Origin of the sequence: Flavobacterium ponti, assembly GCF_042652765.1 — a bacterium.
GTDB lineage: Bacteria > Bacteroidota > Bacteroidia > Flavobacteriales > Flavobacteriaceae > Flavobacterium > Flavobacterium ponti.
In genome coordinates, this window is the sequence record NZ_JBHSGW010000004.1 from 145803 (window position 1) to 170345 (window position 24543).

General features: G+C 29.7%; 22 protein-coding genes. 15 read left to right on the forward strand and 7 right to left on the reverse strand.

The genetic code is table 11. The features are described 5' to 3' along the window. Positions 1–7 precede the first annotated feature (7 nt). From ACFO3U_RS06000 to ACFO3U_RS06050, 11 genes are all read left to right on the forward strand, one after another. Positions 8–1090, forward strand: coding sequence for a glycosyltransferase (locus tag ACFO3U_RS06000; protein ID WP_379739194.1), 1083 nt, complete (start codon positions 8–10; stop codon positions 1088–1090). Positions 1091–1095: 5 nt separating this feature from the next. Continuing rightward, on the forward strand, positions 1096–2478 hold the full coding sequence (locus ACFO3U_RS06005; protein ID WP_379739197.1) for an asparagine synthase-related protein: 1383 nt from the start codon (positions 1096–1098) through the stop codon (positions 2476–2478). Continuing rightward, entirely contained in the window at positions 2468–3649 is a 1182-nt protein-coding gene (locus tag ACFO3U_RS06010; protein WP_379739200.1) for a glycosyltransferase family 4 protein, read from the forward strand. The genes ACFO3U_RS06005 and ACFO3U_RS06010 overlap by 11 nt, the downstream gene beginning before the upstream one ends. Beyond that, entirely contained in the window at positions 3646–4812 is a 1167-nt protein-coding gene (locus ACFO3U_RS06015) for a glycosyltransferase family 4 protein (RefSeq protein WP_379739203.1), read from the forward strand. Before ACFO3U_RS06010 ends, ACFO3U_RS06015 begins: the two co-directional genes overlap by 4 nt. Before the next feature lie 2 nt (positions 4813–4814). Beyond that, a complete protein-coding gene (locus ACFO3U_RS06020; protein ID WP_379739206.1) occupies positions 4815–5849 on the forward strand; it encodes an exostosin domain-containing protein in 1035 nt (344 codons plus the stop codon). Between the two features lie 37 nt (positions 5850–5886). After that, complete coding sequence (locus tag ACFO3U_RS06025; RefSeq protein ID WP_379739209.1) at positions 5887–7155, forward strand: glycosyltransferase family 2 protein; 1269 nt, start codon at positions 5887–5889, stop codon at positions 7153–7155. A gap of 6 nt (positions 7156–7161) precedes the next feature. Then, the gene (locus ACFO3U_RS06030) at positions 7162–8193 is read left to right on the forward strand and encodes a glycosyltransferase family 4 protein (protein ID WP_379739212.1); all 1032 of its coding nucleotides are present in this window, start codon (positions 7162–7164) and stop codon (positions 8191–8193) included. Continuing rightward, positions 8186–9313, forward strand: coding sequence for a glycosyltransferase family 4 protein (locus ACFO3U_RS06035; RefSeq protein WP_379739215.1), 1128 nt, complete (start codon positions 8186–8188; stop codon positions 9311–9313). The genes ACFO3U_RS06030 and ACFO3U_RS06035 overlap by 8 nt, the downstream gene beginning before the upstream one ends. Positions 9314–9436: 123 nt before the next feature. After that, positions 9437–10657 carry an O-antigen ligase family protein gene (locus ACFO3U_RS06040; protein WP_379739218.1) on the forward strand — a complete coding sequence of 407 codons (1221 nt, stop codon included), beginning with the start codon at positions 9437–9439 and terminating at the stop codon, positions 10655–10657. Next, the gene (locus ACFO3U_RS06045; RefSeq protein WP_379739221.1) at positions 10629–11639 is read left to right on the forward strand and encodes a glycosyltransferase family 4 protein; all 1011 of its coding nucleotides are present in this window, start codon (positions 10629–10631) and stop codon (positions 11637–11639) included. Before ACFO3U_RS06040 ends, ACFO3U_RS06045 begins: the two co-directional genes overlap by 29 nt. Positions 11640–11715: 76 nt before the next feature. Next, positions 11716–13101 carry a sugar transferase gene (locus ACFO3U_RS06050; RefSeq protein ID WP_379739224.1) on the forward strand — a complete coding sequence of 462 codons (1386 nt, stop codon included), beginning with the start codon at positions 11716–11718 and terminating at the stop codon, positions 13099–13101. Positions 13102–13167: 66 nt separating this feature from the next. Here ACFO3U_RS06050 and ACFO3U_RS06055 read toward each other — a convergent pair whose 3' ends face one another. Both ACFO3U_RS06055 and ACFO3U_RS06060 read right to left on the reverse strand, forming a co-directional pair. Further along, positions 13168–14277 (reverse strand): lipoprotein N-acyltransferase Lnb domain-containing protein, encoded by a 1110-nt coding sequence (locus tag ACFO3U_RS06055; protein ID WP_379739227.1) that lies wholly within the window; start codon positions 14275–14277, stop codon positions 13168–13170. Between the two features lie 30 nt (positions 14278–14307). Then, positions 14308–15381: a putative type IX sorting system protein PorV2 gene (locus ACFO3U_RS06060; protein ID WP_465254191.1), complete on the reverse strand. Its 1074-nt coding sequence runs from the start codon at positions 15379–15381 to the stop codon at positions 14308–14310. A 109-nt stretch (positions 15382–15490) separates the two neighbouring features. Here ACFO3U_RS06060 and ACFO3U_RS06065 point away from each other — a divergent pair, with 109 nt between their 5' ends. Further along, positions 15491–16231 (forward strand): CDP-alcohol phosphatidyltransferase family protein, encoded by a 741-nt coding sequence (locus ACFO3U_RS06065; RefSeq protein ID WP_379739899.1) that lies wholly within the window; start codon positions 15491–15493, stop codon positions 16229–16231. Continuing rightward, positions 16224–17069: a glycoside hydrolase family 25 protein gene (locus ACFO3U_RS06070; protein ID WP_379739230.1), complete on the forward strand. Its 846-nt coding sequence runs from the start codon at positions 16224–16226 to the stop codon at positions 17067–17069. The genes ACFO3U_RS06065 and ACFO3U_RS06070 overlap by 8 nt, the downstream gene beginning before the upstream one ends. 141 nt (positions 17070–17210) lie before the next feature. Here the strand turns inward: ACFO3U_RS06070 and lptB are convergent, their stop codons facing one another. The 4 genes from lptB to ACFO3U_RS06090 all read right to left on the reverse strand — a co-directional run bounded on the left by lptB (position 17211) and on the right by ACFO3U_RS06090 (position 20175). After that, positions 17211–17951 carry an LPS export ABC transporter ATP-binding protein gene (lptB, locus tag ACFO3U_RS06075; protein WP_379739232.1) on the reverse strand — a complete coding sequence of 247 codons (741 nt, stop codon included), beginning with the start codon at positions 17949–17951 and terminating at the stop codon, positions 17211–17213. A 93-nt stretch (positions 17952–18044) separates the two neighbouring features. After that, positions 18045–18392 (reverse strand): carboxymuconolactone decarboxylase family protein, encoded by a 348-nt coding sequence (locus ACFO3U_RS06080; RefSeq protein WP_379739235.1) that lies wholly within the window; start codon positions 18390–18392, stop codon positions 18045–18047. Between the two features lie 2 nt (positions 18393–18394). Next, positions 18395–19210: a twin-arginine translocase subunit TatC gene (gene tatC, locus ACFO3U_RS06085; RefSeq protein ID WP_379739238.1), complete on the reverse strand. Its 816-nt coding sequence runs from the start codon at positions 19208–19210 to the stop codon at positions 18395–18397. Beyond that, positions 19210–20175 carry a KpsF/GutQ family sugar-phosphate isomerase gene (locus ACFO3U_RS06090; RefSeq protein WP_379739241.1) on the reverse strand — a complete coding sequence of 322 codons (966 nt, stop codon included), beginning with the start codon at positions 20173–20175 and terminating at the stop codon, positions 19210–19212. The genes tatC and ACFO3U_RS06090 overlap by 1 nt, the downstream gene beginning before the upstream one ends. A gap of 170 nt (positions 20176–20345) precedes the next feature. Between ACFO3U_RS06090 and recQ the strand changes: the two genes are divergently transcribed. Then, positions 20346–22541: a DNA helicase RecQ gene (recQ, locus tag ACFO3U_RS06095; protein WP_379739244.1), complete on the forward strand. Its 2196-nt coding sequence runs from the start codon at positions 20346–20348 to the stop codon at positions 22539–22541. An 83-nt stretch (positions 22542–22624) separates the two neighbouring features. On the opposite strand, the gene ACFO3U_RS06100 is transcribed toward recQ, so the two are convergent. Then, complete coding sequence (locus ACFO3U_RS06100) at positions 22625–22858, reverse strand: hypothetical protein (RefSeq protein WP_379739247.1); 234 nt, start codon at positions 22856–22858, stop codon at positions 22625–22627. Positions 22859–22955: 97 nt separating this feature from the next. Here ACFO3U_RS06100 and ACFO3U_RS06105 point away from each other — a divergent pair, with 97 nt between their 5' ends. Then, a complete protein-coding gene (locus tag ACFO3U_RS06105) occupies positions 22956–24518 on the forward strand; it encodes an NAD(P)/FAD-dependent oxidoreductase (RefSeq protein WP_379739250.1) in 1563 nt (520 codons plus the stop codon). The last annotated feature ends 25 nt before the right edge of the window (positions 24519–24543 follow it).

Consider the following 24543-nt stretch of genomic DNA (forward strand, 5'->3'; position numbering starts at 1 on the left):
TTAAAAATTGAAAAAAATAAAAGTACTCTATACCATACCCAATTTTGATACCGCAGGAAGCGGTAAAGTGCTCTATGATCTAGCTAAAGGTTTAGATGCAGCAAAATTTGAAGTCATGATTGCTTGTTCCAATGGTAAAGGCTCTTTTTTTGAAGAAGTTGAAAAATTAGGATTCCCCATTTTTATTAGACCTATAACGAAACCTTTAAAACCTTATTATTCTCTTTTGTTTCGTTTAAAAGAAAATATCCATTTCATAAAAAAAAATAAAATAGACATTGTCCATTCCTGGCATTGGAGTAGCGATTGGACAGAAGTTTTAGCCGCTCGTTTAGGTGGTGCAAAATTTGTTTATACTAAAAAAGCTATGACATGGGGTAATATCCATTGGAAAATTAAAAGTTATTTAAGTAATTTCATCATCACCATCAATGAAGAAATGAAAAACTATTTTCCCTCAAAAAAAGCTCAAAAACTAATACCTTTGGGATTGGATGCAAACTATTATAGTCCTGAATTTTTTCCAAGGAAAGATTCAACTATTTTTAAAATAATAACAGTTGCTAATTTAGTTCCAGTAAAAGGAATTGAAGTGTTAATTAAAGCTATTCAAATGCTCAACAATTCTAATATTCATTTAGAAATTTTGGGTGATGATAGAGCCGAATATGCTTCAAAATTAAAAAAAATAGTATTGGATTTAGGATTGCAAAATCAGATTGTCTTTTTAGGTAAACATAATGATGTGAGACCTTTTTTGACTCAAGCAGACTTATATGTAATTCCTACACTTGATGAAGGTAGAAAAGAGGGAATGCCGATGGCTTTAGTAGAAGCCATGTGTATGGCAAATCCAGTTTTGGGTTCCAATATTTCGGGCATAAACTATGTTTTAAAAGATTTTCCTGAATTCTTGTTTCAAGCGAAAAATGAAAAAGAATTGTCAGAGAAAATTAATGATATATTTCACAAAACGAGAAACGAAAGAAAAGAAATAGGAGATAAATTGAGACACTATTGTGTAGCACATTTTTCCTATGAAAAATTTATTGCAGCACACGAACAGTTATATACTAAATTAGTTAAATAAGCATCATGCAGTCTATTAAAAACACAATAATTCCAAGTAAACCAACTTTTGTTGGAGCAAAGAAAACACTTGATTATGAAGCTATATGTGTTTTTGCAGCTACTGGCTTTTTTTTAGATAGTGATACTTATTATAAAAAACTAAAAGTACTAAAACCTGCTACTTCCTATTCCATTGAAAACAACAAAATAACTACTGAAGAATCTAATTTTAAATGGCATTATACTCCAATAGAAAGACCATTACAACAAATTGTTCAAGAATTTGCTTCACTATTTGAAACAATCATAAAAGAACAAGTTCAAGATAAAACAGTAATTTTACCTCTTTCAGGTGGATTAGATAGTCGCACGCAAGCAGTTGCTTTATATCATTTGGGAAATAAAGTAAACAGTTATAGCTATGAGTTTCAAAACGGACATAACGAAACTTATTATAGTGAAAAAATAGCTAAAGCTTGTGGCTTTTCGTTCCAAAAATGGCAAGTTCCAGCAGGCTATTTGTGGAATAAAATTGAAAATTTAGCCCAAATTAATCAATGTTATTCTGAATTCACTCATCCAAGACAAATGGCTTTTATAAAAGAATATGTTGAAATGGGTGATATTTTTAGTTTAGGTCATTGGGGAGATGTTTTATTTGATGATATGCAAGTTGCTGATGATTTGTCAAATGTGCAACAGGTAGATATTTTACTAAAAAAAGTCGTTAAAAAAGGAGGTTTAGAACTTGCAAATAGTTTGTGGAAATCATGGAATTTAGAAGGTGATTTTGAAACGTATTTTAAAAACAGAATAAGTACTCTATTAAATGAAATAAATATTCCTTCCAATGCTAATGCTCAAATTAGAGCTTTCAAAAGTTTGTATTGGGCACCTCGATGGACCAGTACTAATTTGTCAATTTTTGAAGCTGTAAGGCCAATTTCGTTACCTTATTATGATGACAGAATGTGTGAATTTATTTGTACCATTCCAGAAAAATATTTAGCAGAAAGACAAATTCAGATTGAATATTTAAAATTAAGAATGCCTGCTTTAGCTAAAATAACCTGGCAAGATCATCGTCCTTTTAATTTGTACAATTATAAGAATAATAAATTTCCCTATAATTTTCCGTATCGTGTATTTGATAAATTAAAACGTATTGTTACCAACAAATATTTCATACAAAGAAATTGGGAATTACAATTTCTAGGTGCAGAAAACGAAATTCAACTTAAAAAATGGTTGTTTGAAAATAAAAATTTCAAAACTTTAGTAAGTCCTGAGATTGTTCAAGAGTATTATGCAAATTTCAAAAATAAAGATTCAGTTTATTATTCACACGATGTCAGTATATTGTTGACACTTTCTTTGTTTTCTAAAATAAATGGCCATGAAAAATAAATCAATAGCCATCTACTCTGGAGAAATTCCATCCACTACTTTCATTGAAAGATTGATAGCTGGATTAGCTTCCTCTGGAAACACTATTTACCTTTTTGGAAAACAAAAAAAGAAAGTTATTTATCCTAAAAACATTAAAAAAATAGGCTATTCAAGTAAGTTAACTAAGTTTATTACTTTGTTAAAATACACCCTTTTACTTTCTATTTTTAAGTCTAATGAAAAACAAAAGTTAGACGGAATAATAGATAAGCAAAAAGGAAATAGAAAAATAAAACAGCTAAAATATTATCCAGTTCTATATCATAAACCTGATATTTTTCATTTGCAATGGGCAAAAGGTATTGAAGATTGGTTATGGGTAAAAGAATTCGGAATCCAATTTGTTTTAAGCTTAAGAGGAACACATATTTCTATTAGTCCAATTGCTGATGATGCTTTACATACAAAATATATAAACAATTTTCACAAAGTCGATGGTTTTCATGCTGTTTCAAGAGCTATTTTGGAGCAGGCAAAAGACTATGAATCTGATTTAAAAAATACGGCTGTTATTTATAGCGGATTGGATTTAGATAAGTTGATTTACAAGTCTAAAAGAACGATAAATTCTGAACTTAAAATACTTTCTATTGGACGTTCGCATTGGCTAAAAGGTTACAGTTATGCTCTCGATGCTTTTTCTATTTTAAAAGAAGAAGATTTTAATTTTCAGTATAAAATTATAGGTATTGATAATGACGAAGAGTTACTTTTTCAAAGAAATCAATTGCATTTGGAAGAAGAAGTAATTTTCCAAAAAAACGTTTCTTTTGAAAAAATTATAGCAGTAATTTATGAATCGGATATTGTATTATTACCAAGTTTAGAAGAAGGAATTGCCAATGTAGTTTTAGAAGCTATGGCATTGGGAACTTTGATTATTTCAACAGAATGTGGTGGAATGACTGAAATTATAAAGCATAATGAAAACGGATTTATTGTACCCATTAGAGACTCAAAAGCAATTGCTGAAACGATTAAGCGAGTTAATCAACTTGGTTTAGAAAAATATAATGCCATTGGTTTTAATGCTAGAAAAGCTATTGAAAATCAGCATGGAAAAGATAAAATGATACATGATTTTGAGGTTTTTTATGATAAAATCAATAATTCAAATCCAACCGTATGAAAATAGGTATTGTACTTCCATCGGTTCCAGGTTATTCAGAGACTTTTTTTACTAGTAAAATTAGAGGTCTTCAAGCCAATGGTTTTGAAGTTATTTTATTTGTCAATAATTTTTCTAAGAAAACGAATTTAAACTGTACTATAATTCCTTCTCCTGCATTTTCAAAAAACAAATTAGGGAATAGTCTTTTAAGTCTGTATATTCTTTTTAAAACACTTATTTTTAATTTTAATCAAGTTCAAAGTCTTTATAAATTAGACAAAAAAGATAACTTGTCTTTTTCAAAATGTATAAAAAGTATCATCATTAACAGTCATCTTTTATCGCAAAAATTGGATTGGTTGCATTTTGGATTTGGAACAATGGTTATCGATAGGGAAAATGTTGCAGAAGCTATTGGAGCAAAAATGGCTGTTAGTTTTAGAGGGTTTGATTATTATGTATACCCAATTAAGAATAAAGATTGCTATAAGTGTTTGTTTTCAAAAAAAGTAAAATATCATGTGCTTTCTGATGGAATGAAAAGTGGTTTGATCAATAATTCGATTTCTCCGGATAGTATTGTTAAAATTACACCTGCTATTGATACTAAAAAATTTTCATCTCATTCAGAGCTCAAAACTAAAAACAATTTTATCACAATCGCAAGGTTAAATTGGATTAAAGGATTGGATTATACACTTGAGGCCTTGTCAATTTTACACAAAAGAGGAGTAGATTTTAGTTATAAAATTGTTGGAGATGGAGTAGAAAAAGAACGTTTAAAATTTTTAGTGCACCAACTCGATTTAAATAAGAAAGTTGTATTCTTAGGAAAATTAGAACATGATGAGATTAAAAATGAAATGGAAAAAGCCACCTATTATATTCAATATAGTTTACAAGAAGGTTTTTGTAATGCAGCATTAGAAGCTCAAGCTATGGGTTTACTATGTATCGTTAGCGATGCAGAAGGTTTGTCAGAAAATGTTATTAATAACGAAACTGGATTTATTGTTCCTAAAAGAAAACCAGAACTATTAGCTTCAAAAATTTTGGAAGCAATGTCATTAGAACAAAATGAAAAAGAAACTATCATTAAAGATGCTAAGACAAGAATAAAAACTAATTTTACGATTGAAAATCAAATTAACCAGTTTGTTGCTTTTTATAAAAATAATTAAGATTGAAAGTATATATAGCACACAAAAATATTCCCATAAAAAACAAAAAAAGTCTTTTTATTTTAACCAGACCTTTTTTGAAAGATTTGAATTGGCAATCTGTAAGTAATGAATACTTTCAGTATGAAGTGGATGTCAATAAAGCAGATATTGTTTTGTTACCCTTTTCAATTAATCACTATTTTGAATCAAAACAAGATTTTTTACTAAAAGAAATCAATGAGATTTGTATTCAAAATAATATAAAAGCTTACGGTTACATTGGTGGAGATTTTGGTTTTCAATTTAAAGAGTTTTCAAATATTATTTATTTTAGACAAGGAGGTTTTAAATCGCAATTAAGTAATAAAAACAAAGGTTTTCCAGTTGGACTTTCAGATCATTTTCAGGGAATATTTAAGTTAGAAAATCCAATTCCAAATGAAAAGAAAGCTTTTCCTTTAATAGGTTTTTGTGGTCATGCAACAGTTTCAAATGTAAAACGTTTTAAGGAAATCCTAAAGTGCTCAATTGAAAATGGAAAGCGTTTTATGAAAAATCCTTTTAATAAAGTGTATGAACCTTTATTTGCATCAGCTTATGAACGAGCTAAATTATTAGCTTCTTTAGATAATTCGAATCAAGTAAAAACTAATTTTATTTATAGGAATCATTACAGAGGTGGAGCTTTAACAGAAGAAGAAAGAACAAAAACAACAATAGAGTATTATAATAATATTTTAGAATCAGACTATATTTTATGTATTCGAGGAGCTGGTAATTTTTCTGTGAGACTCTATGAAACCTTAATGTTAGGAAAAATTCCAATTTTTATCAATACTGATTGTTTGTTGCCTTTTGACGATAAAATTGATTGGAAGAAACATGTGGTTTGGGTAGAATGGAAAGATAGAAAAAACCTAGCTCAAATTGTTTCCCATTTTCATGCTAATTTATCAACAGATGAATTTGTACATTTGCAACTCAATAATAGAAAACTATGGAAAGAGACACTTTCTGTAGAAGGAATGTTAGCAATGATTTCGAATGATATTTAACCATTTAAAATATATAAAACCCATTTGGTATTTTAATTTGAAATCTCTTAAAGATTTTGGTTATTTTCCAACTGAAGAGCAGTTGAAACATGCTGGTTTTTATATTGAAAAAGACAAAAATTACAAAAATAAGACGGCACAAACTTATGATTTAGCTTGGAGTGCTTTTCAATCAGGGTTTATTTCAAAAGAAGGACAAGAGGGTATTGATGTTTGGAAGCACCATGCATTTTCAATGGAAGATGAATATCGTTTTTTAAATAAAAATTTTCACAAAGCATGGGTTGTTTACGTTTTATTAATTCGTTTGCTTACATTTCATAATCCATTTAAAGAAATTAAAGGGTTTTTAAAGACAAGAAAAGTAAAACGAGTTGATTATGCTAAAAACCTTTTAAATGATGTTTCGTACGAATCTTTTGAAAGTGAATTAGTAGCATCAAATCCGTTTATTTCTGTGGTGATTCCAACTTTAAATAGGTATGAATATTTAAAAGATGTTTTAAAAGACTTAGAGCATCAAACCTATAAAAATTTTGAAGTTATTATTGTGGATCAAACCGATGATTTTAAAAAGGAGTTTTATGATGGTTGGAATTTAGATTTGAAATTTTGGTTTCAAAAAGAAAAAGCTCTTTGGAAAGCCAGAAATGAAGCGATACAATCAGCAAAAGGTGACTATATTTTATTGTATGATGATGATTCTCTAGTAGAAAGCGATTGGGTTTACGAGCATTTAAAATGTTTGGATTTTTATAATGCCGATTTGTCTTCAGGAGTTTCAATCAGTAAGGTTGGAGCAGAAGTTCCCAAACATTACAATTATTTTAGATGGAGTGATCAATTAGATACTGGGAATGTTTTATTGAAAAAAGAAATATTTTACCAAATAGGTTTTTTCGATTTGCAATTTGAAAAACAACGCATGGGTGATGGAGAATATGGACTAAGATGTTATTTAAACGGTTATAAAAATATATCCAATTACAAGGCCAAACGAATTCATTTAAAGGTAAGTCAAGGAGGATTAAGACAAATGGGTAGTTGGGACGGATGGCGACCTAAAAAGCTTTTTGGACCAAGACCTGTTCCTAGTGTGTTGTATCTTTCTAGAAAATATTTTGGTAGTAAATTGACAAAACTATATATATGCAAAACAATTTTACCATCATTAATTCCCTATAAATTTAAGAAGAATAAATTCTTAAAATTTTTATCCTTCATTTTTTTACCTGTATTTTTGCCTTTAGTTTTGTTTCAAGTTTTTAAATCTTGGAGTCAAGCTTCAAAAATGCTGAGAAAATAAAAGAAAATGAATGCTCAAAAAATTAAAATACTACAAGTTATTGATACCTTAAATATTGGAGGAGGTGAGAGAGTATTTGTTGATATGTGTAATATTTTAAAAGAAAATAAAGAAGATTTCGAAGTTTTTTATTTACTTGAATCGGGCAAATTACATAAGGAATTAGATACTGAAATAATCTTTTATGAACTCAAAAGAAAAGGAAAATGGAATTTTTCTAAAATGCATCAAGCTAGTTTGTTACTCAAAAAATATGATATCATTCATTGTCATTTTAGACATGTTTATAGATACATTGCTTTAGTTTGTTTTATTTTTAGAATTAAGTCTAAAATTATCTTGCATGATCATTATGGTTCTATTGATGTAAATAAAAAGATTCCTTTTTTGTTCAATACCTTTTTAAAACCAAAATTATATATTGGAGTGAGTAAATCATTAAGTGATTGGGCAATTAATTGTTTAAAAGTCAATAATAAAAATGTTTTTACACTTCAAAATATTATACTAAGATCTGACATTATTGAGAAATTAGAAGACCAGACAGATTTAGTTTTAGTCTCGAACATAAAACCTGTCAAAAACAATGAATTTGCTATTGATATTATAAAAAAAAGCAATTTTTCTTTATCTATTATTGGTAAGAATCAAGACCAAGAATATTTTAATAAATTAGTGACTAAACAATCTGACTTAAGCATTGAAATCATTCAAAATATTGAAAATGTACAGCCTATACTTTCTAATTTTAAGCTAGGGTTGCATACTTCATTTTCAGAATCAGGACCATTAGTTTTAATAGAATATTTGGCTCAAGGTCTTCCTTTTTTGGCTCATGAGACTGGTGAAGTTGCCAAAACTTTAAAACCTTATTTTCCTGAATATTTTATTGATAATTTTGTTGTAGAAGAGTGGATCGATAGAATTGTAAAATTAATCAATACTCCAAAGAATACTACTTTAATGAATACTGTTTTTGAAAAGCATTTTGGCAAAACGGATTATTATAATAGGTTAAAAAATATTTATTATGTATAAGACCTTGACTATAGTTTCTGATACTGCTATTTGTTATAAAAATGGGACTTATTATGGTTTTAACGCAGTAGTAAACGAAATTAAAAGTTTTGAAAATTTATTTGATAAGATTATTTGGATAGGTTATAATTATCCAGAAAGGCATTCAGATAAGACTCTTATTGAAATTGAATCAAAAAATGTTGAGGTTGTTTTATTAAAAAAACTTGGAGGTAAATCTATTTTTGCACTAATAGCTATACTTTTAAATTATCCCTTGATTTTTTTTAAAATCTTAAAATATATTAGAGAAGCAGATGTTGTACATACAAGAGCTCCATCTCATCCGGCTTTTATTGCAACTGTTATTTCCTTTTTCTGGAAGAATAAAATTTGGTGGCATAAATTTGCTGGCAGTTGGAATGCTGAAACTTTACCTTTTTTCTACAAGTTTCAAAGAAATTTATTAGTTAGAGCCAAGCATTCAAAAGTTACGATAAATGGTTTTTGGGATAATCAACCTAAACATTGCTTGTCTTTTGAAAATCCATGTTTAACTACAGACAATATCATCAGAGGAAAAGAAATAATTCAATTCAAAAAATTTGACGGTAGATTTACTCTTTGTTTTATAGGAAGATTAGATGAGTCAAAAGGAGTAGATGTTATATTGGCTTCCCTAAAGCAAATTGATTTAGACAAAATAGAGAAAATTCATTTTATTGGCAATAGTAATAGTACAAAAAGAAGTTTTTTTGAGAAAGAGGCTTTATTTTTAAATGATAAAGCAATTTTTCACGGATTTTTGGGTAAAGACAAAGTTCATCAAATTTTATCAGAATCTCATTTTTTATTACTTCCTTCAAAGTCAGAGGGCTTTCCAAAGGTGATTGCTGAAGCAGCATGTTATGGTACTATTCCGATTGTATCTACAGTTGGTAGTATACCTCATTATATTACTGATTCCAATGGCTTTTTATGGGATAAGGAAGTTGCAATTAGTTTTGAAGAAATTTTAATGTCAGCCTTCGAAGAGAAAGTAAATTTTTTAGAAAACAAATCAAGAAACTTATCCATATTGGCAGAAAAGTTTACTTTTACCAACTACCTCACAAAATTGAAATCAGATATATTACTTTAAATGGAAATTAAAAATATTACATATACAAAATTGTTACTATTCCACATTTTTATAGGTGTTTTGGTTTTTTTTGTTCCATTTTTATCAAAGATTTTAACTATCCTTCTTTTTTTTCTTTTTTTAATGGTTATAGTAAAGAAGAAAAATCAAAATAATGAAGCATTAATTTTTGCAGGATATATAGTAGCTAGTGAGGTTTTTTTTCGGATGACACATGGAGTGCCAAATAATGAATTTGGAAAATATTCTGTTATAATTTTCTTGTTAGTAGGGCTATATTTTTCTGGGCTCTCCAAAAAATCATTCATTTATTGGCTCTTTATTTTGTTTTTAATTCCAGGTGTTTTTATTGGAATTAGTGCCTTAAATTTTGAAATAAATATAAGAAAAGCTATTGCTTTTAATTTATCAGGTCCAGTCTGTTTAGCAATTTCTGCTATTTATGCTTATCAACGAAAAGTCACTAAGAAAGAAATGGAGTTTTTAATAACGTCAATGATTTTACCTATAGTTTCAATGGTAACTTATATGTATTTATATACACCAAGTAATAGAAACATCTTTATGGGAACAGAATCTAATTTTGAAACCTCAGGAGGGTTTGGACCTAATCAAGTTTCAACAATTATCGGATTGGGTATGTTTTTGGTTTTTATACGATTAGTATTATATACCAAAGAAAAGAGATATTACTTTATAAATATTATTTTATTGGCTTATATTTCTTATCGCGGAATTTTAACCTTCTCAAGGGGAGGAGTTTATACAGGGATAATTATGATAGCTTTAAGCTTGTTCTCGATGTATTTAATTTCGAATTTAAAAGGCAGATTTAAAATTAATATAATTTTTATTGTTTCAATTTTTGCAGGAATACTAATTTTTATCTACAGTTCTATTCAAACAGGAGGAATGATCAACAAAAGGTATGCAGGAGAAGATGCTTTAGGAAGAGAAAAGTCAAGTAAATTTTCAGGAAGGGAAAAATTGGTGGAAAGTGAATTAGTTATGTTTTTAGATAATCCAATAACTGGAGTTGGAGTTGGAGTCAATAAACAATTTAGAGAAGAATTAACAGGTATAGAATCTGCGTCACATAATGAAATTTCAAGAATGTTAGCCGAACACGGGGTGTTAGGTGTAATAAATCTTTTAATTTTATTACTCATGCCTATTTTTTTATTTCTTAATAACAGACAAAATATTTTTTTGTTTTCTTTTTATATGTTTTGGTTGTTAACTATTAACCATGCTGCTATGCGAATTGCAGCACCTGCATTCATCTATGCATTATCTTTACTCAATTTTACATTAAATGAAGAAACTACTCTACATAGGGAATAAATTAAATAGTCACGGATTTAATAAAACCTCTATTGAAACCTTAGGTTCTTTTTTGGCAGAGGAAGGATATATTGTTGAATATACTTCTGATAAAAAGAATCAAGTTGTAAGGCTATTCGATATGATGATTACCACTTTTTTTAGAGCAAAAAAAGTGGATTATATATTAATTGATACCTATAGTACTTCGAGTTTTTGGTATGCTTTTCTTTGCAGTCAAATAGCGAGTTTTTTTAAAACTAAATACATTCCGTTGTTAAGAGGAGGAGACTTACCCAATCGCTTAAACAAGAATCCTTATTTATGTAAACTGATTTTTAAACATTCTTATGCTAATGTGGCTCCTTCTAATTATTTATTAGAAAAATTTAAAGAAAGAGGATTTAAAAATGTAATTTTTATACCCAATTCAATTGAATTAAAAGACTATCAATTTAAGAAAAGAACAGTAATTCAACCTAAAATTTTATGGGTTAGGTCTTTTGCAAAAATATACAACCCAAAAATGGCTGTAGAGGTTTTAAAATTACTGAAAGAAAAATACCCTATTGCTTCGCTAACCATGGTTGGACCTGATAAAGACGGTAGTTTGCTGGAAACAAAAGAATTTGCCAAGAGTTTAAATTTGGAAGTGAATTTCACTGGTAAACTTTCCAAAAATGAATGGACTGATTTAGCAGCCGAATATGATATTTTCATAAACACGACTCATTTTGACAATACTCCAATAAGTGTAATTGAAGCTATGGCATTAGGTTTGCCTGTTGTTACCACTAATGTAGGAGGAATTCCTTATATGTTGACTAATGGACAAAATGCTCTGTTAGTAGGTGATAATGCTACGGTAGCTATGGTTCAAGCTGTAGAAATTTTATTGACAGAAACACCATTGGCTCAAAACCTTATCGATAATGCTAAGATACTTATTGAAAGTATGGATTGGCAACAAGTAAAGTATCAATGGCACAATTTGTTAGCTTAATTTATCGTCAAAAAAAAAGTTTTTTTATAGTTTAACTGTAAATTTATTGGTTAATTTGCACTGGTAAAACCAACACATGAAAGCCAAAAAGAAAATACATTTAGAAATTTCGGAAAGAAAGATTCTACTTCGAATTATCGATGTTATTTTTGTCTTGTTTTCTCTTTATATTGTAGGAGAAGTCTTTAGTTTTTCTTATTTTTATCTTAATACATCTAATTTTTATTGGACAATTGTTTTAAGTGTTTATTTAACTTTTTTTGGAACTGTTTTTGAATTGTACAACTTGCAAGTAGCTAGTAATCAATACCAAATGGTAAGAAGTGTAATTCTGACTTCTTCAGCAACGGTTTTGTTTTATCTATTGACTCCTATTTTAACTCCAGGATTACCCTCTAATAGAATTCAACTTATTTATTTCTTTTTAGCGGTTTTCTTTGCCCTGCTGATTTGGCGTTTTATTTATTTGAGATTTTTTGCCTCCAAACGATTTGTAAAAAGGGTTTTATTTGTTTGTGATAGCAAATCACTAAATAAAATGGTTAAAGATTTAGTTATTGTAAATCCGCATTATGAAGTTTTAGGATTTGTTGCTGCTAGTGTGGAAGCGGAAAATAAATCTTCCTATTATAAAATACCTTTTGATGAGCTAGAAGATTTTGTGTATAATAATTCACTTAATGAAATCGTCATTGCTTTTAAACCCAAAGATGAAATATCTGTTAGTTTGTATGAAAAACTACTTAATTTACTTGAATATGGTGTGGTTGTAAGGGAATATGATCAAGTTTATGAAGCAAGTACAAACAGGTTACCCGTAACTTATTTGTCTAAAGATTTTTACAAGTATTTTCCCTTTAGCAGAAGTAATCAAAATAAGTTTTATTTGACTGTAACTCGATTTATTGATATTCTCTTTTCGCTCATTGGAATTTCAATTGGATTGCTAATCTCACCTATACTATTATTTTTTAATTTACTTTGGAACAGAGGACCATTTTTTTACACACAAGAAAGAGTTGGTAAAAACAACATCAATTTCACGATTTATAAACTTAGAACTATGGTGAAAGATGCTGAAAAACATGGAGCTGTTTTTGCAACAACAAATGACAGTAGAATTACACCATTTGGAAAATTTTTGCGTAAGACAAGATTAGATGAATTTCCTCAATTTATCAATATTTTAAAAGGAGATATGTCAATTGTTGGACCAAGACCAGAACGACCAATATTCGTAAAGCAAATTGCAGAAAAATTACCTTTCTATCAAACGCGTCATGTGATTAAACCAGGTTTAACAGGTTGGGCACAAGTAAATCATGCTTACACAGATACTATTGATGATGCTTTGATAAAATTACAATATGATTTATTCTACATTAAACATAGAAGTGTTTTCTTAGACATTAATGTTTTGATAAAAACTATTGGAACGGTTTTGTTTTACAAAGGACAGTAGTTTTTTTAATTACGAATTACGAATTATGAATTGCGAAGGTTTTGATTTTTTATTAGTAATTCAAAATTAGTTAGTTGATTGTATTCTAATTCTTAGTAATAGAATAAAATTTGCAATGATTATTGGTAATACAGAAATAAAATAGACTTTGTTTAGTACTACAATCACATAAATAACCAACATCAACAGAATTAACCATTTTACTCTTTTGGCTTTAATTATATTATTTCTGTTGTGAAAATAAAGAAATACCAGATAAAAAGGATTAAATAGTAAAACATTATAATTCCAAAGTACTTCTTCATGAAAAGAATATAATCCAATCAAACTAAAAAATAAACCAAGTAATCCTAATACTATAAAATAGATTGAAATCACTTTTTGATTATTTAGTACAACTATAATTCCAAGTACTACAATTAGTAAATAAATAGAATCAAAAAAATTAAAACCAGAATTTTCTTTTTGTGCTTCAAAAACAGTTGTTGTTTCTTTTACTAAAGGCTTTCCGTTGTAGGTGATTGTTTTTAATTCTTGCATCAAATCTAATGGAAGAAACAATTTAGAAGCCTCTTGATCTACTTTGGTTCCAAAAATAATATTGATTCCCAATTGCTGAAAAAACTGCTCGTTAGCATAAGGAAATAAAACACTTCTATAGGTCTTCTCTTGAGGTTTTTGAAAATCTATTACTTTTTTTCCTAGGGCTTCATTGACTTTATCAATAACCATAGTTGTACAATTCTTATCTATAAATTTATAGGTATAAAAACGTTCGTCTGAAGTTAAAGAATTATTTATTTCTGTGTATAAAGTTCGGATTTTATCAATAGGTAAATCAAGCTTTTGTTCATAGATACTTCGGTTTTCGTATCTGTAACTGTATTCAAAGTCAGCATAAGTATTACTCGTTACAAAATATTGCAAATCACCTTTCACAAATCGCAGCATGAAATTAGGAGTGTCAAAGTCAAAAGCACCATAATTAAACACTACATCAAGATTAGTAGAAATGTCCGTAAAACGAATTCCTGTGTGACCGTATAGTGCGTAAGAAGGTGAAGCAGTTCCAATGGTTATAATGGAAACTTCAGCATTGTTAGATAATGGGACAGTTTGAGAATATCCTGTAAGAAAAAGAATAAAAAAAAATAAAGTAAGTATTTTTCGAGTCATATTTTTTAATAATTTTCTAACTTCTAACAACTATCTGCTAAAAATATCCAAATCGACTTTCAATGAAAAAATATTGGAATACAAAGCAGCACTTTGATCTCCTAAATCCGTCAAAGCATAATCCACTTGAATTCCTTTATATTTAAAACCAACACCAATATTAGGTTGAAAGCTTAATTTTTTTGAATCGTCAATTTGAGTGATTTGTTGAAAATTTCCAACACCAGCTCTTAAGAAAACCAAATCCGTATAACCCCATTCAAAACCTAAAGCAGGATCAATACTGACAGCTTTTGTAGAAATGATATCATTAGTTTGAGCAAATTGCATGTTCAAATTTCCAGCAGCCAAAAGACTCATTTCATTATGGAATTCAAACTTTTTAGAAATTCCTAATTGTGCTTTTGGTAAGGTTATTTCACTAGTTTCCGGTAAATCTTGATTTTCACCAGGAACAGCATCTTTTATTTTTTGGTATTCTTCTTCATTAATAGTCCAAGTGTTGTAGGTTGTAGTGATGTCTCTCAACATCAAACCCACTTTCCATTCATTGTCACTTTCAAACTGCAATCCAAAGTCAAAACCAAAACCCCAAGAATTGGCAAAATCTCCAATAATTCTTCGAACCACTTTAGCATTTACACCATAATTAAAACCTTCAATGGGTAAAGCTCGTGCATAAGAAACTGTTAAAGCATAATCAGCTGTAGAAAATAGCGAAATTCTATTGTAATCAATATTTCCTTGGCTGTCGATTAATTGTGTTGTGTTTAAGATGTCGTCCACTCCAAAACGGATTAATGAAACTCCAAAGGCACTTCTATCATCAATTGGCATTCCAAAAGCCGCGTAATCATATTGTGCAATATTGGCAAAATAACTCGCGTGCATGATGGATACTTGTTTGTCTTCTAATTTCAATAAACCAGCTGGATTCCAATACCCAGAATTCACATCACCAGTACTTGCCACAACTGCATTGCTCATTCCCAAAGCAGCTGCATCAACACCAATGCTTAAAAATTCATTTGAATATTTTCGCACAGCTTGACTCCATACCAATACTGGAAGTAATATGAGGATAATTACAACTAACTTTTTCAATGCAATTGATTTTTTTACAAATATCGAATAAAATTCTTAATTACTAAACTCTAAAAGTATTAACTTATTGTATTACATTTGCTATAAATATGAGTAAACGATTATGGAAATTAAAAAACACATCCCCAATTTTATAACTTTATTAAATCTTTCTAGTGGTTTGCTAGCTATAATTGCCATTTTTAAAGGTTATTATGACGAAGCATTTATTTTTGTTTGTTTAGGGATTTTCTTTGATTTTTGGGATGGCTTTTTTGCGAGAAAACTTAATGTATCAGGTGAATTAGGATTGCAATTGGATTCTTTGGCAGATATGGTAACTAGTGGAGTAGTGCCAGGTTTGATGATGTTTCGATTGATTGAAACCATTCAAATGAACCAAACTGCTTACAACGTTACTGAAGAAACTTTTTACATGGGAATTGTTCCTTATTTTGGGTTTTTAATTACGATAGCATCAGCTTATAGGTTAGCTAAATTTAATATTGATAAACGTCAAATTGATTCTTTTATAGGTTTGCCAACACCAGCCAATGCTTTGTTTATCATGAGTATTCCAATGATTCAGTTTTATGGAGCTTATGAATGGATTTTTGATTTGTTAAATAACCCTTATGTATTGATGTTTATTACATTTTTAAGTGCTTATTTCTTAAATGCCAATATTCCATTGTTTTCATTGAAGCTAAAATCTTTCAGTTGGAACGAAGCCAAATTGCAATATTTATTTATGGGTTTTGCTGTGCTAATGTTCTTGTTTCTTGATTTTATAGCTATTCCTATAATAGTTTTATCTTATATACTTTTGTCAGTTATTATCAATTCAAAATCGAAACCAGCAATTGGCTAAAAAGAAAGCAACAGTTAAACGAACTAAAAAAAATAAAGAAACATCACTAACCAAATTAGTGGTGTTTTCTGTTTTAGCGTTGTTGTTTGTCATGCTGGCTATTGTGGCTTATCAATATCGTGATGGTGTTTTGTATTATTTGGGTTATAAATCAAAACATTCCAATGTACTATCTCCAAAAGACAGAGAGTTACATGACATTCGAATTTATGAGGTTTTGTCAACATACAAAGAAAAAACTATTGGAATTGATGTTTCTCAATATCAAGGAGACATTGATTGGTCAGAATTGAAGCAAATTAACGGTGACTTTGTAGTTGATTTTGTGATTGTTCGTTCCACAGCTGGGAAAGATAAAGTAGACGAAAAGTTTAAGTACAATTGGAAAAATACCAAAGGAAAATACATTCGTGGAGCTTATCATTATTATCGTCCCAACGAAAATTCGTTACTCCAAGCAGAAAATTTTATTAAAACAGTGAAGTTGTCTAAAGGAGATTTACCACCCATTTTAGATATTGAAAAATTACCAGAAACTCAATCCATTGATAGCTTAAAAGTAGGATTAAAAAGATGGTTGACAAAAATTGAAAAACATTATAAAGTAAAACCCATTATTTATTCTGGAGAGAGTTATTACACTGATTTCTTAAAAGATGAATTTTCAGAATATCCGTTTTGGATAGCCAATTATAATTTTTGGAGAAAAGAAATGGATAGCGATTGGCTTTTGTGGCAATTCACTGAAAAAGCACAAGTAAATGGAATTGATGGTTTAGTAGATGTAAATGTTTTTGATGGAATTAAACTAGAATTTATTGAAAATTGTGTGAAGTAGGATTTTTGGAACACAGATCTTAGAAATTAGAGAAATTAAAAAAATATTGTAACGTCAAAAGCTAAATCAAAACCAATCCTATAACCTATAACCTATAACCTATAACCTATAACCTATAACCTATAACCTATATCCAAAAAACTAAAACTCTAACTTCTTTTTTCTCAATTCAAAGTTTTGGCCTAAATAAACCCTTCTCACCATTTCATCTTCTACTAATTCTTCAGGAATTCCAGCTTTTAAAATTCCACCTTCAAACATCAAATAGGTTTTATCGGTAATTGCTAATGTTTCTTGAACGTTATGGTCGGTTATTAGAATTCCGATATTTTTATTTTTCAATTGAGCTACAATTCTCTGAATATCTTCTACAGCTACAGGGTCAACTCCAGCAAAAGGTTCGTCTAACAAAATAAATTTTGGATCAGTTGCTAAACATCTAGCAATTTCCGTACGACGACGTTCTCCACCAGAAAGCAAATCACCACGATTCGTTCTGATGTGTTCCAAAGAAAATTCAGCAATCAATTCTTCCATTTTTGCTTCTTGTTCTTCTTTGGTTTTATTAGTCAATTGCAGTACACTCAAAATGTTATCTTCAATACTCAATTTTCTAAAAACAGAAGCTTCTTGAGCCAAATAACCAATTCCATTTTGAGCACGTTTGTACATTGGAAAGTTGGTAATATTCATATCATCAAGATAGATATTTCCACTATTTGGTTTTACCAAACCTACAATCATGTAAAAAGAAGTTGTTTTTCCAGCACCATTTGGACCTAAAAGACCCACAATTTCACCTTGATTCACTTCTACAGAAATGCCTTTTACAACACTTCTTTTTTTATAGGTTTTGATTAAATTTTCTGCTCTAAGTTTCATAGTTTAGATTATGAGTTTAAAAGGTTATGAGTTTAAAAGGCATTGAGCTACAAATAAACAAATAAACAATTTAACAGTTAAACGAATTAACAATTATTTAGTTTCCTCAAGGGCTTCCCAGAATTCATAAGCTCTTCTTAAATGAGGAATTACGATAGTTCCACCAACTAAGGTTGCAATTCCCATGGCTTCCATCATTTCTTCTTTTGAAATTCCGTTTTTGTAAGCCGTTTCTAAATGGTATTTGATGCAATCATCACATCTTAAAACCGTTGAAGCTACTAATCCTAATAGTTCTTTTGTTTTAACATCCAAAGCTCCTTCAGCGTAAGCATTCGTATCTAAATTAAAAATACGCTTTACTATTTTATTATTGTCTGCCAATAATTTCTCATTCATTTTTGAACGATACTCATTAAACTCTTCTACTACATTTGCCATTTTTATGCTTGTTTAAGTTCTCTTTTTACTACAACACCACTAATTAAAATACTGATTTCATATAACAACATGATTGGAATAGCAACAATAATTTGACTAATAATATCTGGTGGAGTTATGATTGCAGAAAGAATTAATACTATAATTAAAGTGTATTTTCTATATTTTTTAAGGGATTCAGGTGTTACTAATCCCAATTTGGTTAAAAAGTAAATCAAAATAGGTAATTCAAAAATCAATCCACTGGCTAAAACCGATGTTTTTATCATTCCTGTATAAGATTCTAAGTTAAATTCATTGACAATTTCTGGACTGGCTGAAAAAGAACCAAAGAAATAAACAGATAAAGGTGTTATGATAAAATAACCGAATAAAACCCCTAAAAAGAATAATAACGAGGAAACTACTATAAATAGGACAGCATATTTTTTCTCTTTGTCATAAAGTGCTGGACTGATAAATTTCCAAATTTCCCATAAAATAAAAGGAAATCCTACTATAAAACCAACTGTGATACAAGTCCAAATCATGAAAGAGACTTGTCCACCCATATCGGTATTTTGAATGATAAAAGGCATTTCTGCATTGCAAATTCCAGAATCTTCAAAACCAAAAGAATTTGATATGTTGCAAAAGAATTGATAGGTGATAAATTTTGGATTCTTTGGTCCAAATAAAATTTCACTATAAATATAATCAATGAAAAAATAGGAAGCACCTGCAAATACTAAAATAGCAATTGTACTTCTTATCAATAACCATCTTAATTCTTCTAGATGATCCAAAAATGACATTTCTGCTATATTCTTCTTAGCCATTATACAATTCCTTCTTTAAGAATATCGTGTAAGTGAATGATTCCTTTGTAAGTTCCTTCATCAATTACAACCAACTGAGTGATAGCATTGTTTTCCAAAACATTTAAGGCTTCGCTAACTAAAATTGATGAAGAGATATTTTTTGGATTTTTGGTCATAATATCTTTTGCCGATAAGTCAGCAAAAGTATCTCTCTCATTCAACATTCTACGAATATCACCATCCGTTATTATACCAATTACTTGATTGTTTTCAACAACAGCAGTTACACCCAAACGTTTTTCAGAAATTTCCATAATGACTTTCTTAATACTAGCTTCAGGACTGACTTGAGGAGTGTGAGTTGTATCTAACATATCTTTCACACGAAGTAATAATTTTTTACCCAAAGCTCCACCAGGATGATAAATGGCAAAATCTTCACTTTTAAAATTTCGCATTTCCATTAAACAAACCGCTAAAGCATCTCCTAATACAAGTTGTGCTGTAGTAGAATTTGTTGGAGCTAAATTATTTGGACAAGCTTCACTGTCTACATGAGCATGCAAAATATGATGTGATTCTTTTCCTAAAAACGAATTTAAATCGGCTGTCATTCCAATTAAAGTGTTGCCAAAGCGTTTTAATAAAGGCACTAAAACTTTTATCTCTGGACTATTTCCACTTTTAGAGATACATATAATGATATCCTCTTTCAATAACATTCCTAAATCACCATGAACAGCTTCAGAAGCATGTAAAAACATTGAAGGTGTACCTGTTGAGTTTAAAGTAGCTACTATTTTTTGAGCAATGATAGCACTTTTGCCTATTCCTGTTATGATTACTCTTCCTTTGCAATTGAAAATTTTTTCAACACTATGGGCAAAATCAGCGGTTAAATAATTTACTAATAATGCAATGCTTTCGCTTTCAGCTAGTATTGTTTTTTTTGCGTTAAATAAGATGGTTTCGGATGTGTTCAAAATTTATTATTTAATTTTTTTTTGTTTTTTAAAGAAAGTTGTATATTTATAATTGCAAATTTAGGCAAAATCATATTAATACATAAGAAATTGTTAAGTATAAAATTTACATCATTTTTTTATGAAATTCAATATGAGTGTCCTTCAAAAAATTAAATGCACATATAAGAATGAAATCAACCGAAATAGATTTGCATAAAGAGTTAAAAAAGTATTTTGGATTTAATCAATTTAAAGGATTACAAGAAGGTGTTGTAAAAAGTATCATTACTGGAAACAATACCTTTGTAATTATGCCAACAGGTGGTGGAAAATCATTGTGTTATCAACTTCCTGCTTTGGTGTTAGAAGGAACAGCTATTGTTGTTTCTCCTTTGATTGCTTTGATGAAGAATCAAGTAGATGCCATGAGAAGTATTAGTTCTGAACATGGAATTGCTCATGTTTTAAATTCTTCACTGACCAAAACGGAAATCAATCAAGTTAAAAGCGATATACGATCAGGTGTTACCAAGTTACTATATGTTGCACCAGAGTCTTTAGCTAAAGAAGATTATATTCAATTTTTCAATGAAGTTCCAGTTTCATTTGTAGCCATTGATGAAGCCCATTGTATTTCGGAATGGGGACATGATTTTAGACCAGAATATAGAAATCTTAGAAATATAATTAAACTTTTAGGAGACATACCAATCATAGGATTAACAGCTACTGCTACTCCTAAGGTACAAGAAGATATTTTGAAAAATCTTGAAATGTCAAATGCCAATGTTTTTAAAGCATCTTTTAATAGGCCTAATCTATTTTATGAAATACGTACTAAAACTAAAAATGTTGAGTCAGATATCATTCGATTCATCAAACAACACAAAGGGAAATCTGGAGTGATTTATTGTTTAAGTAGAAAAAAAGTGGAAGAAATTGCACAAGTTCTACAAGTAAACGGAATTTCTGCTGTGCCTTATCATGCTGGTTTAGATGCTAAAACTAGAGCTAAACATCAAGATATGTTTTTGATGGAAGATGTTGAGGTTGTGGTAGCTACAATTGCTTTTGGAATGGGAATTGACAAACCAGATGTTCGTTTTGTAATTCATCACGATATTCCTAAATCTTTAGAAAGTTATTACCAAGAAACAGGTCGTGCTGGTCGAGATGGAGGAGAAGGTCATTGTTTGGCTTACTATTCATATAAAGACATTGAGAAATTAGAAAAATTTATGTCAGGAAAACCTGTGGCAGAGCAAGAAGTTGGATTTGCTTTGTTGCAAGAAGTTGTGGCTTATGCGGAAACATCGATGAGTCGTAGAAAATTCTTATTGCATTATTTTGGAGAAGAATTTGACGATGTAAATGGAGAAGGAGCAGACATGGATGATAATGTTCGAAATCCAAAGAAAAAAGTCGAAGCACAAGATCAAGTGGTTATTTTACTGAATATGGTAAAAGACACTAAACAAATATTCAAGTCAAAAGAGTTAATTTTTGCCTTAGTTGGAAAAATAAACGCTATCATAAAAGCTCAAAAAATTGATTTACAACCTTACTTTGGTAAAGGAAAAGCTTTCGATGAAAAATATTGGATGGCTTTGATTCGTCAAGTTTTAGTGGATGGATTGCTAAATAAAGACATAGAGAGTTATGGTGTTTTAAAACTTAGTAAAAAAGGAGAAGCTTATTTGAAAAAGCCAGTTTCTTTTATGATGTCAGAAGATCATGAATATAATGAAGTTGAAGATGATGCTATCGTTACTGCTTCAAAATCTACAGGAACAGCTGATGAGGCATTAATGGCCATGTTAAAAGACCTTCGTAAAAAAGAAGCTAAAAAATTAGGAGTTCCTCCTTTTGTGATTTTTCAAGATCCTTCTTTAGAAGATATGGCTTTGAAATATCCAATTTCTATTGAAGAATTAAGTAATATTCACGGTGTTGGAGAAGGAAAAGCTAAAAAATATGGAAGTCCATTTGTTTCTTTAATAAACAGATATGTTGAGGATAACGATATCACTCGTCCAGATGACTTAGTGGTTAAATCTACTGGAGCAAACTCAGGTTTAAAACTTTATATTATTCAAAATGTGGATAGAAAGTTAGCTTTGGATGACATTGCAAAAGCCAAAGGTTTGTCTATGGATGATTTGCTAAAAGAAATGGAACAAATAGTTTATTCTGGAACTAAATTAAATATAAAATATTGGGTTGATGATATTTTAGATGATGATCAACAAGAAGAAATTCATGAATACTTCATGGAATCTGAATCTGACAAGATAGATGCAGCACTTAAAGAATTTGATGGGGATTATGATACAGAAGAATTACGCTTAATGCGAATTAAGTTTATAAGTGAAGTTGCAAATTAATTTTAGAAATAGAAATTAAAACATTTAAAAATCCAAATTCCAAATAATCAACTTTGGTATTTGGATTTTTTTTTTTTGAAATTTCATTCAAAAACTTCTCCACGATGAGGTTTCAAAGCATCACGGACCATTATCATGTCTTTTTCATCCACAACCATAAAAGCTATAGTATGCATTTCGTTTAGTATTTCAAAACCTGTGATGTTTAAACCTAATTTTTCAGCCTCTATAAATTCTTTCAAATGAATTTCATGATGTTCGGCTGTTTTTGCAGCAACTTCTCCTCTAAAATCCCAAATTAACTTTATTTTTCGCATATTTTTATTTTCAAAAAATCAAAGTTACAAAGTCAAAAATCAAATCACTATTTTTGCATAATTATTTTTCTAAAATATAAACTGAATATCTAATAAAATGCCAAAAGAACTCCAATTTCAAGTTTCACCTGAAGTAGCTGCCAATGAAGATTTGTTGAAACAAGCTGCGGCTAAACAATTGCATATTTCTTTTAAAGATATTCAAAAAGTTGTGGTTCAAAAACGTTCGATTGATGCTCGTCAAAAGGCTATTAAATTCAATATCAAAGGACAAGTTTATTTACAAAATGAGACTTTTGTTGAAACTGAAATTAAATTACCTAATTATCCAAACGTTTCCAATAAACAAGAAGTTATTGTTGTTGGAGCTGGACCAGCCGGATTATTTGCAGCCTTACAATTAGTTGAATTGGGTTTAAAACCAATGGTAATTGAAAGAGGTAAAGATGTTAGAGGCAGAAGAAGAGACTTAAAAGCCATAAATGTAGACGGAATTGTCAATGAAGATTCCAATTATTGTTTTGGTGAAGGAGGAGCAGGAACTTATTCAGATGGGAAACTTTACACAAGAAGCAAAAAACGTGGTGATGTTGATAGAATTTTACAACTTTTAGTCGCTTTTGGAGCAACTTCAGAGATATTAGTTGAAGCTCATCCACATATAGGAACTAATAAACTACCACAAATTATACAAGATATTCGTGATAAAATAATAGCATGTGGTGGACAAGTTTTATTTGAGAAAAGAGTTACAGATTTTACCATAAAAAACAATGAAATTCAAGGAGTAGTTTTACACGATGGAACTTCAATTGCATCTAATAAAGTCATTTTAGCTACAGGACATTCAGCTAGAGATATTTTTGAATTATTACATCAAAAAGAAATTTTCATTGAAGCCAAGCCTTTTGCATTAGGAGTAAGAGCAGAACATCCACAAGATTTGATTGATAAAATTCAATATTCTTGTGATTTTCGTGGAGAATTTTTGCCACCAGCACCTTATTCCATTGTAAAACAAGTTGCAGGTCGTGGAATGTATTCATTCTGTATGTGTCCCGGTGGAGTAATTGCTCCATGTGCAACAAGTCCTGGTGAAGTAGTAACAAACGGTTGGTCGCCATCAAAAAGAGATCAAGCAACAGCTAATTCTGGAATTGTGGTTGAATTAAAATTAGAAGATTTTCAACCGTATAAAAAATTTGGGGCTTTAGCAGGTATGGAATTTCAAAAAGCCATTGAGCAAAAAGCATGGCAACTAGCTGGAGAAACCCAAAAAGTTCCCGCTCAGCGTATGATAGATTTTACTCAAAAGAAAGTTTCGTCATCAATACCAAAAACCTCTTATGTTCCTGGCACAACATCTGTAGAGTTAGGAGAAGTTTTTCCAGATTTTCTAACACAAACTATGCGAGAAGGTTTTACACATTTTGGAAAATCAATGAAAGGTTATTTTACAAATGAAGCAATTTTACATGCTCCAGAAAGCAGAACCTCTTCACCAGTTCGTATTCCCAGAGATAATCAATCTTTAGAACATGTTCAAATTAAAGGGTTATATCCTTGTGGAGAAGGAGCAGGTTATGCTGGTGGAATTATTTCTGCAGCTATAGATGGTGAAAAGTGTGCCTTAAAAATAGCAGAATCTCTAAAACTATAATTCAACAGCCGTTAAACTTTTACTA

What these genes read in the sequence shown, in the direction of transcription:
- ACFO3U_RS06015 (WP_379739203.1), top strand. Translation starts at nt 3,646, where the DNA reads ATGAAAATAGGTATTGTACTTCCATCGGTTCCAGGTTATTCAGAGACT.
- ACFO3U_RS06100 (WP_379739247.1), bottom strand. Translation starts at nt 22,858, where the DNA reads ATGCGAAAAATAAAGTTAATTTGGGATTTTAGAGGAGAAGTTGCTGCA.
- ACFO3U_RS06035 (WP_379739215.1), top strand. Translation starts at nt 8,186, where the DNA reads ATGTATAAGACCTTGACTATAGTTTCTGATACTGCTATTTGTTATAAA.
- ACFO3U_RS06080 (WP_379739235.1), bottom strand. Translation starts at nt 18,392, where the DNA reads ATGGCAAATGTAGTAGAAGAGTTTAATGAGTATCGTTCAAAAATGAAT.
- lptB (WP_379739232.1), bottom strand. Translation starts at nt 17,951, where the DNA reads ATGAAACTTAGAGCAGAAAATTTAATCAAAACCTATAAAAAAAGAAGT.
- recQ (WP_379739244.1), top strand. Translation starts at nt 20,346, where the DNA reads ATGAAATCAACCGAAATAGATTTGCATAAAGAGTTAAAAAAGTATTTT.
- ACFO3U_RS06105 (WP_379739250.1), top strand. Translation starts at nt 22,956, where the DNA reads ATGCCAAAAGAACTCCAATTTCAAGTTTCACCTGAAGTAGCTGCCAAT.
- tatC (WP_379739238.1), bottom strand. Translation starts at nt 19,210, where the DNA reads ATGGCTAAGAAGAATATAGCAGAAATGTCATTTTTGGATCATCTAGAA.
- ACFO3U_RS06005 (WP_379739197.1), top strand. Translation starts at nt 1,096, where the DNA reads ATGCAGTCTATTAAAAACACAATAATTCCAAGTAAACCAACTTTTGTT.
- ACFO3U_RS06010 (WP_379739200.1), top strand. Translation starts at nt 2,468, where the DNA reads ATGAAAAATAAATCAATAGCCATCTACTCTGGAGAAATTCCATCCACT.
- ACFO3U_RS06040 (WP_379739218.1), top strand. Translation starts at nt 9,437, where the DNA reads ATGGTTATAGTAAAGAAGAAAAATCAAAATAATGAAGCATTAATTTTT.
- ACFO3U_RS06045 (WP_379739221.1), top strand. Translation starts at nt 10,629, where the DNA reads ATGAAGAAACTACTCTACATAGGGAATAAATTAAATAGTCACGGATTT.
- ACFO3U_RS06030 (WP_379739212.1), top strand. Translation starts at nt 7,162, where the DNA reads ATGAATGCTCAAAAAATTAAAATACTACAAGTTATTGATACCTTAAAT.
- ACFO3U_RS06055 (WP_379739227.1), bottom strand. Translation starts at nt 14,277, where the DNA reads ATGACTCGAAAAATACTTACTTTATTTTTTTTTATTCTTTTTCTTACA.
- ACFO3U_RS06050 (WP_379739224.1), top strand. Translation starts at nt 11,716, where the DNA reads ATGAAAGCCAAAAAGAAAATACATTTAGAAATTTCGGAAAGAAAGATT.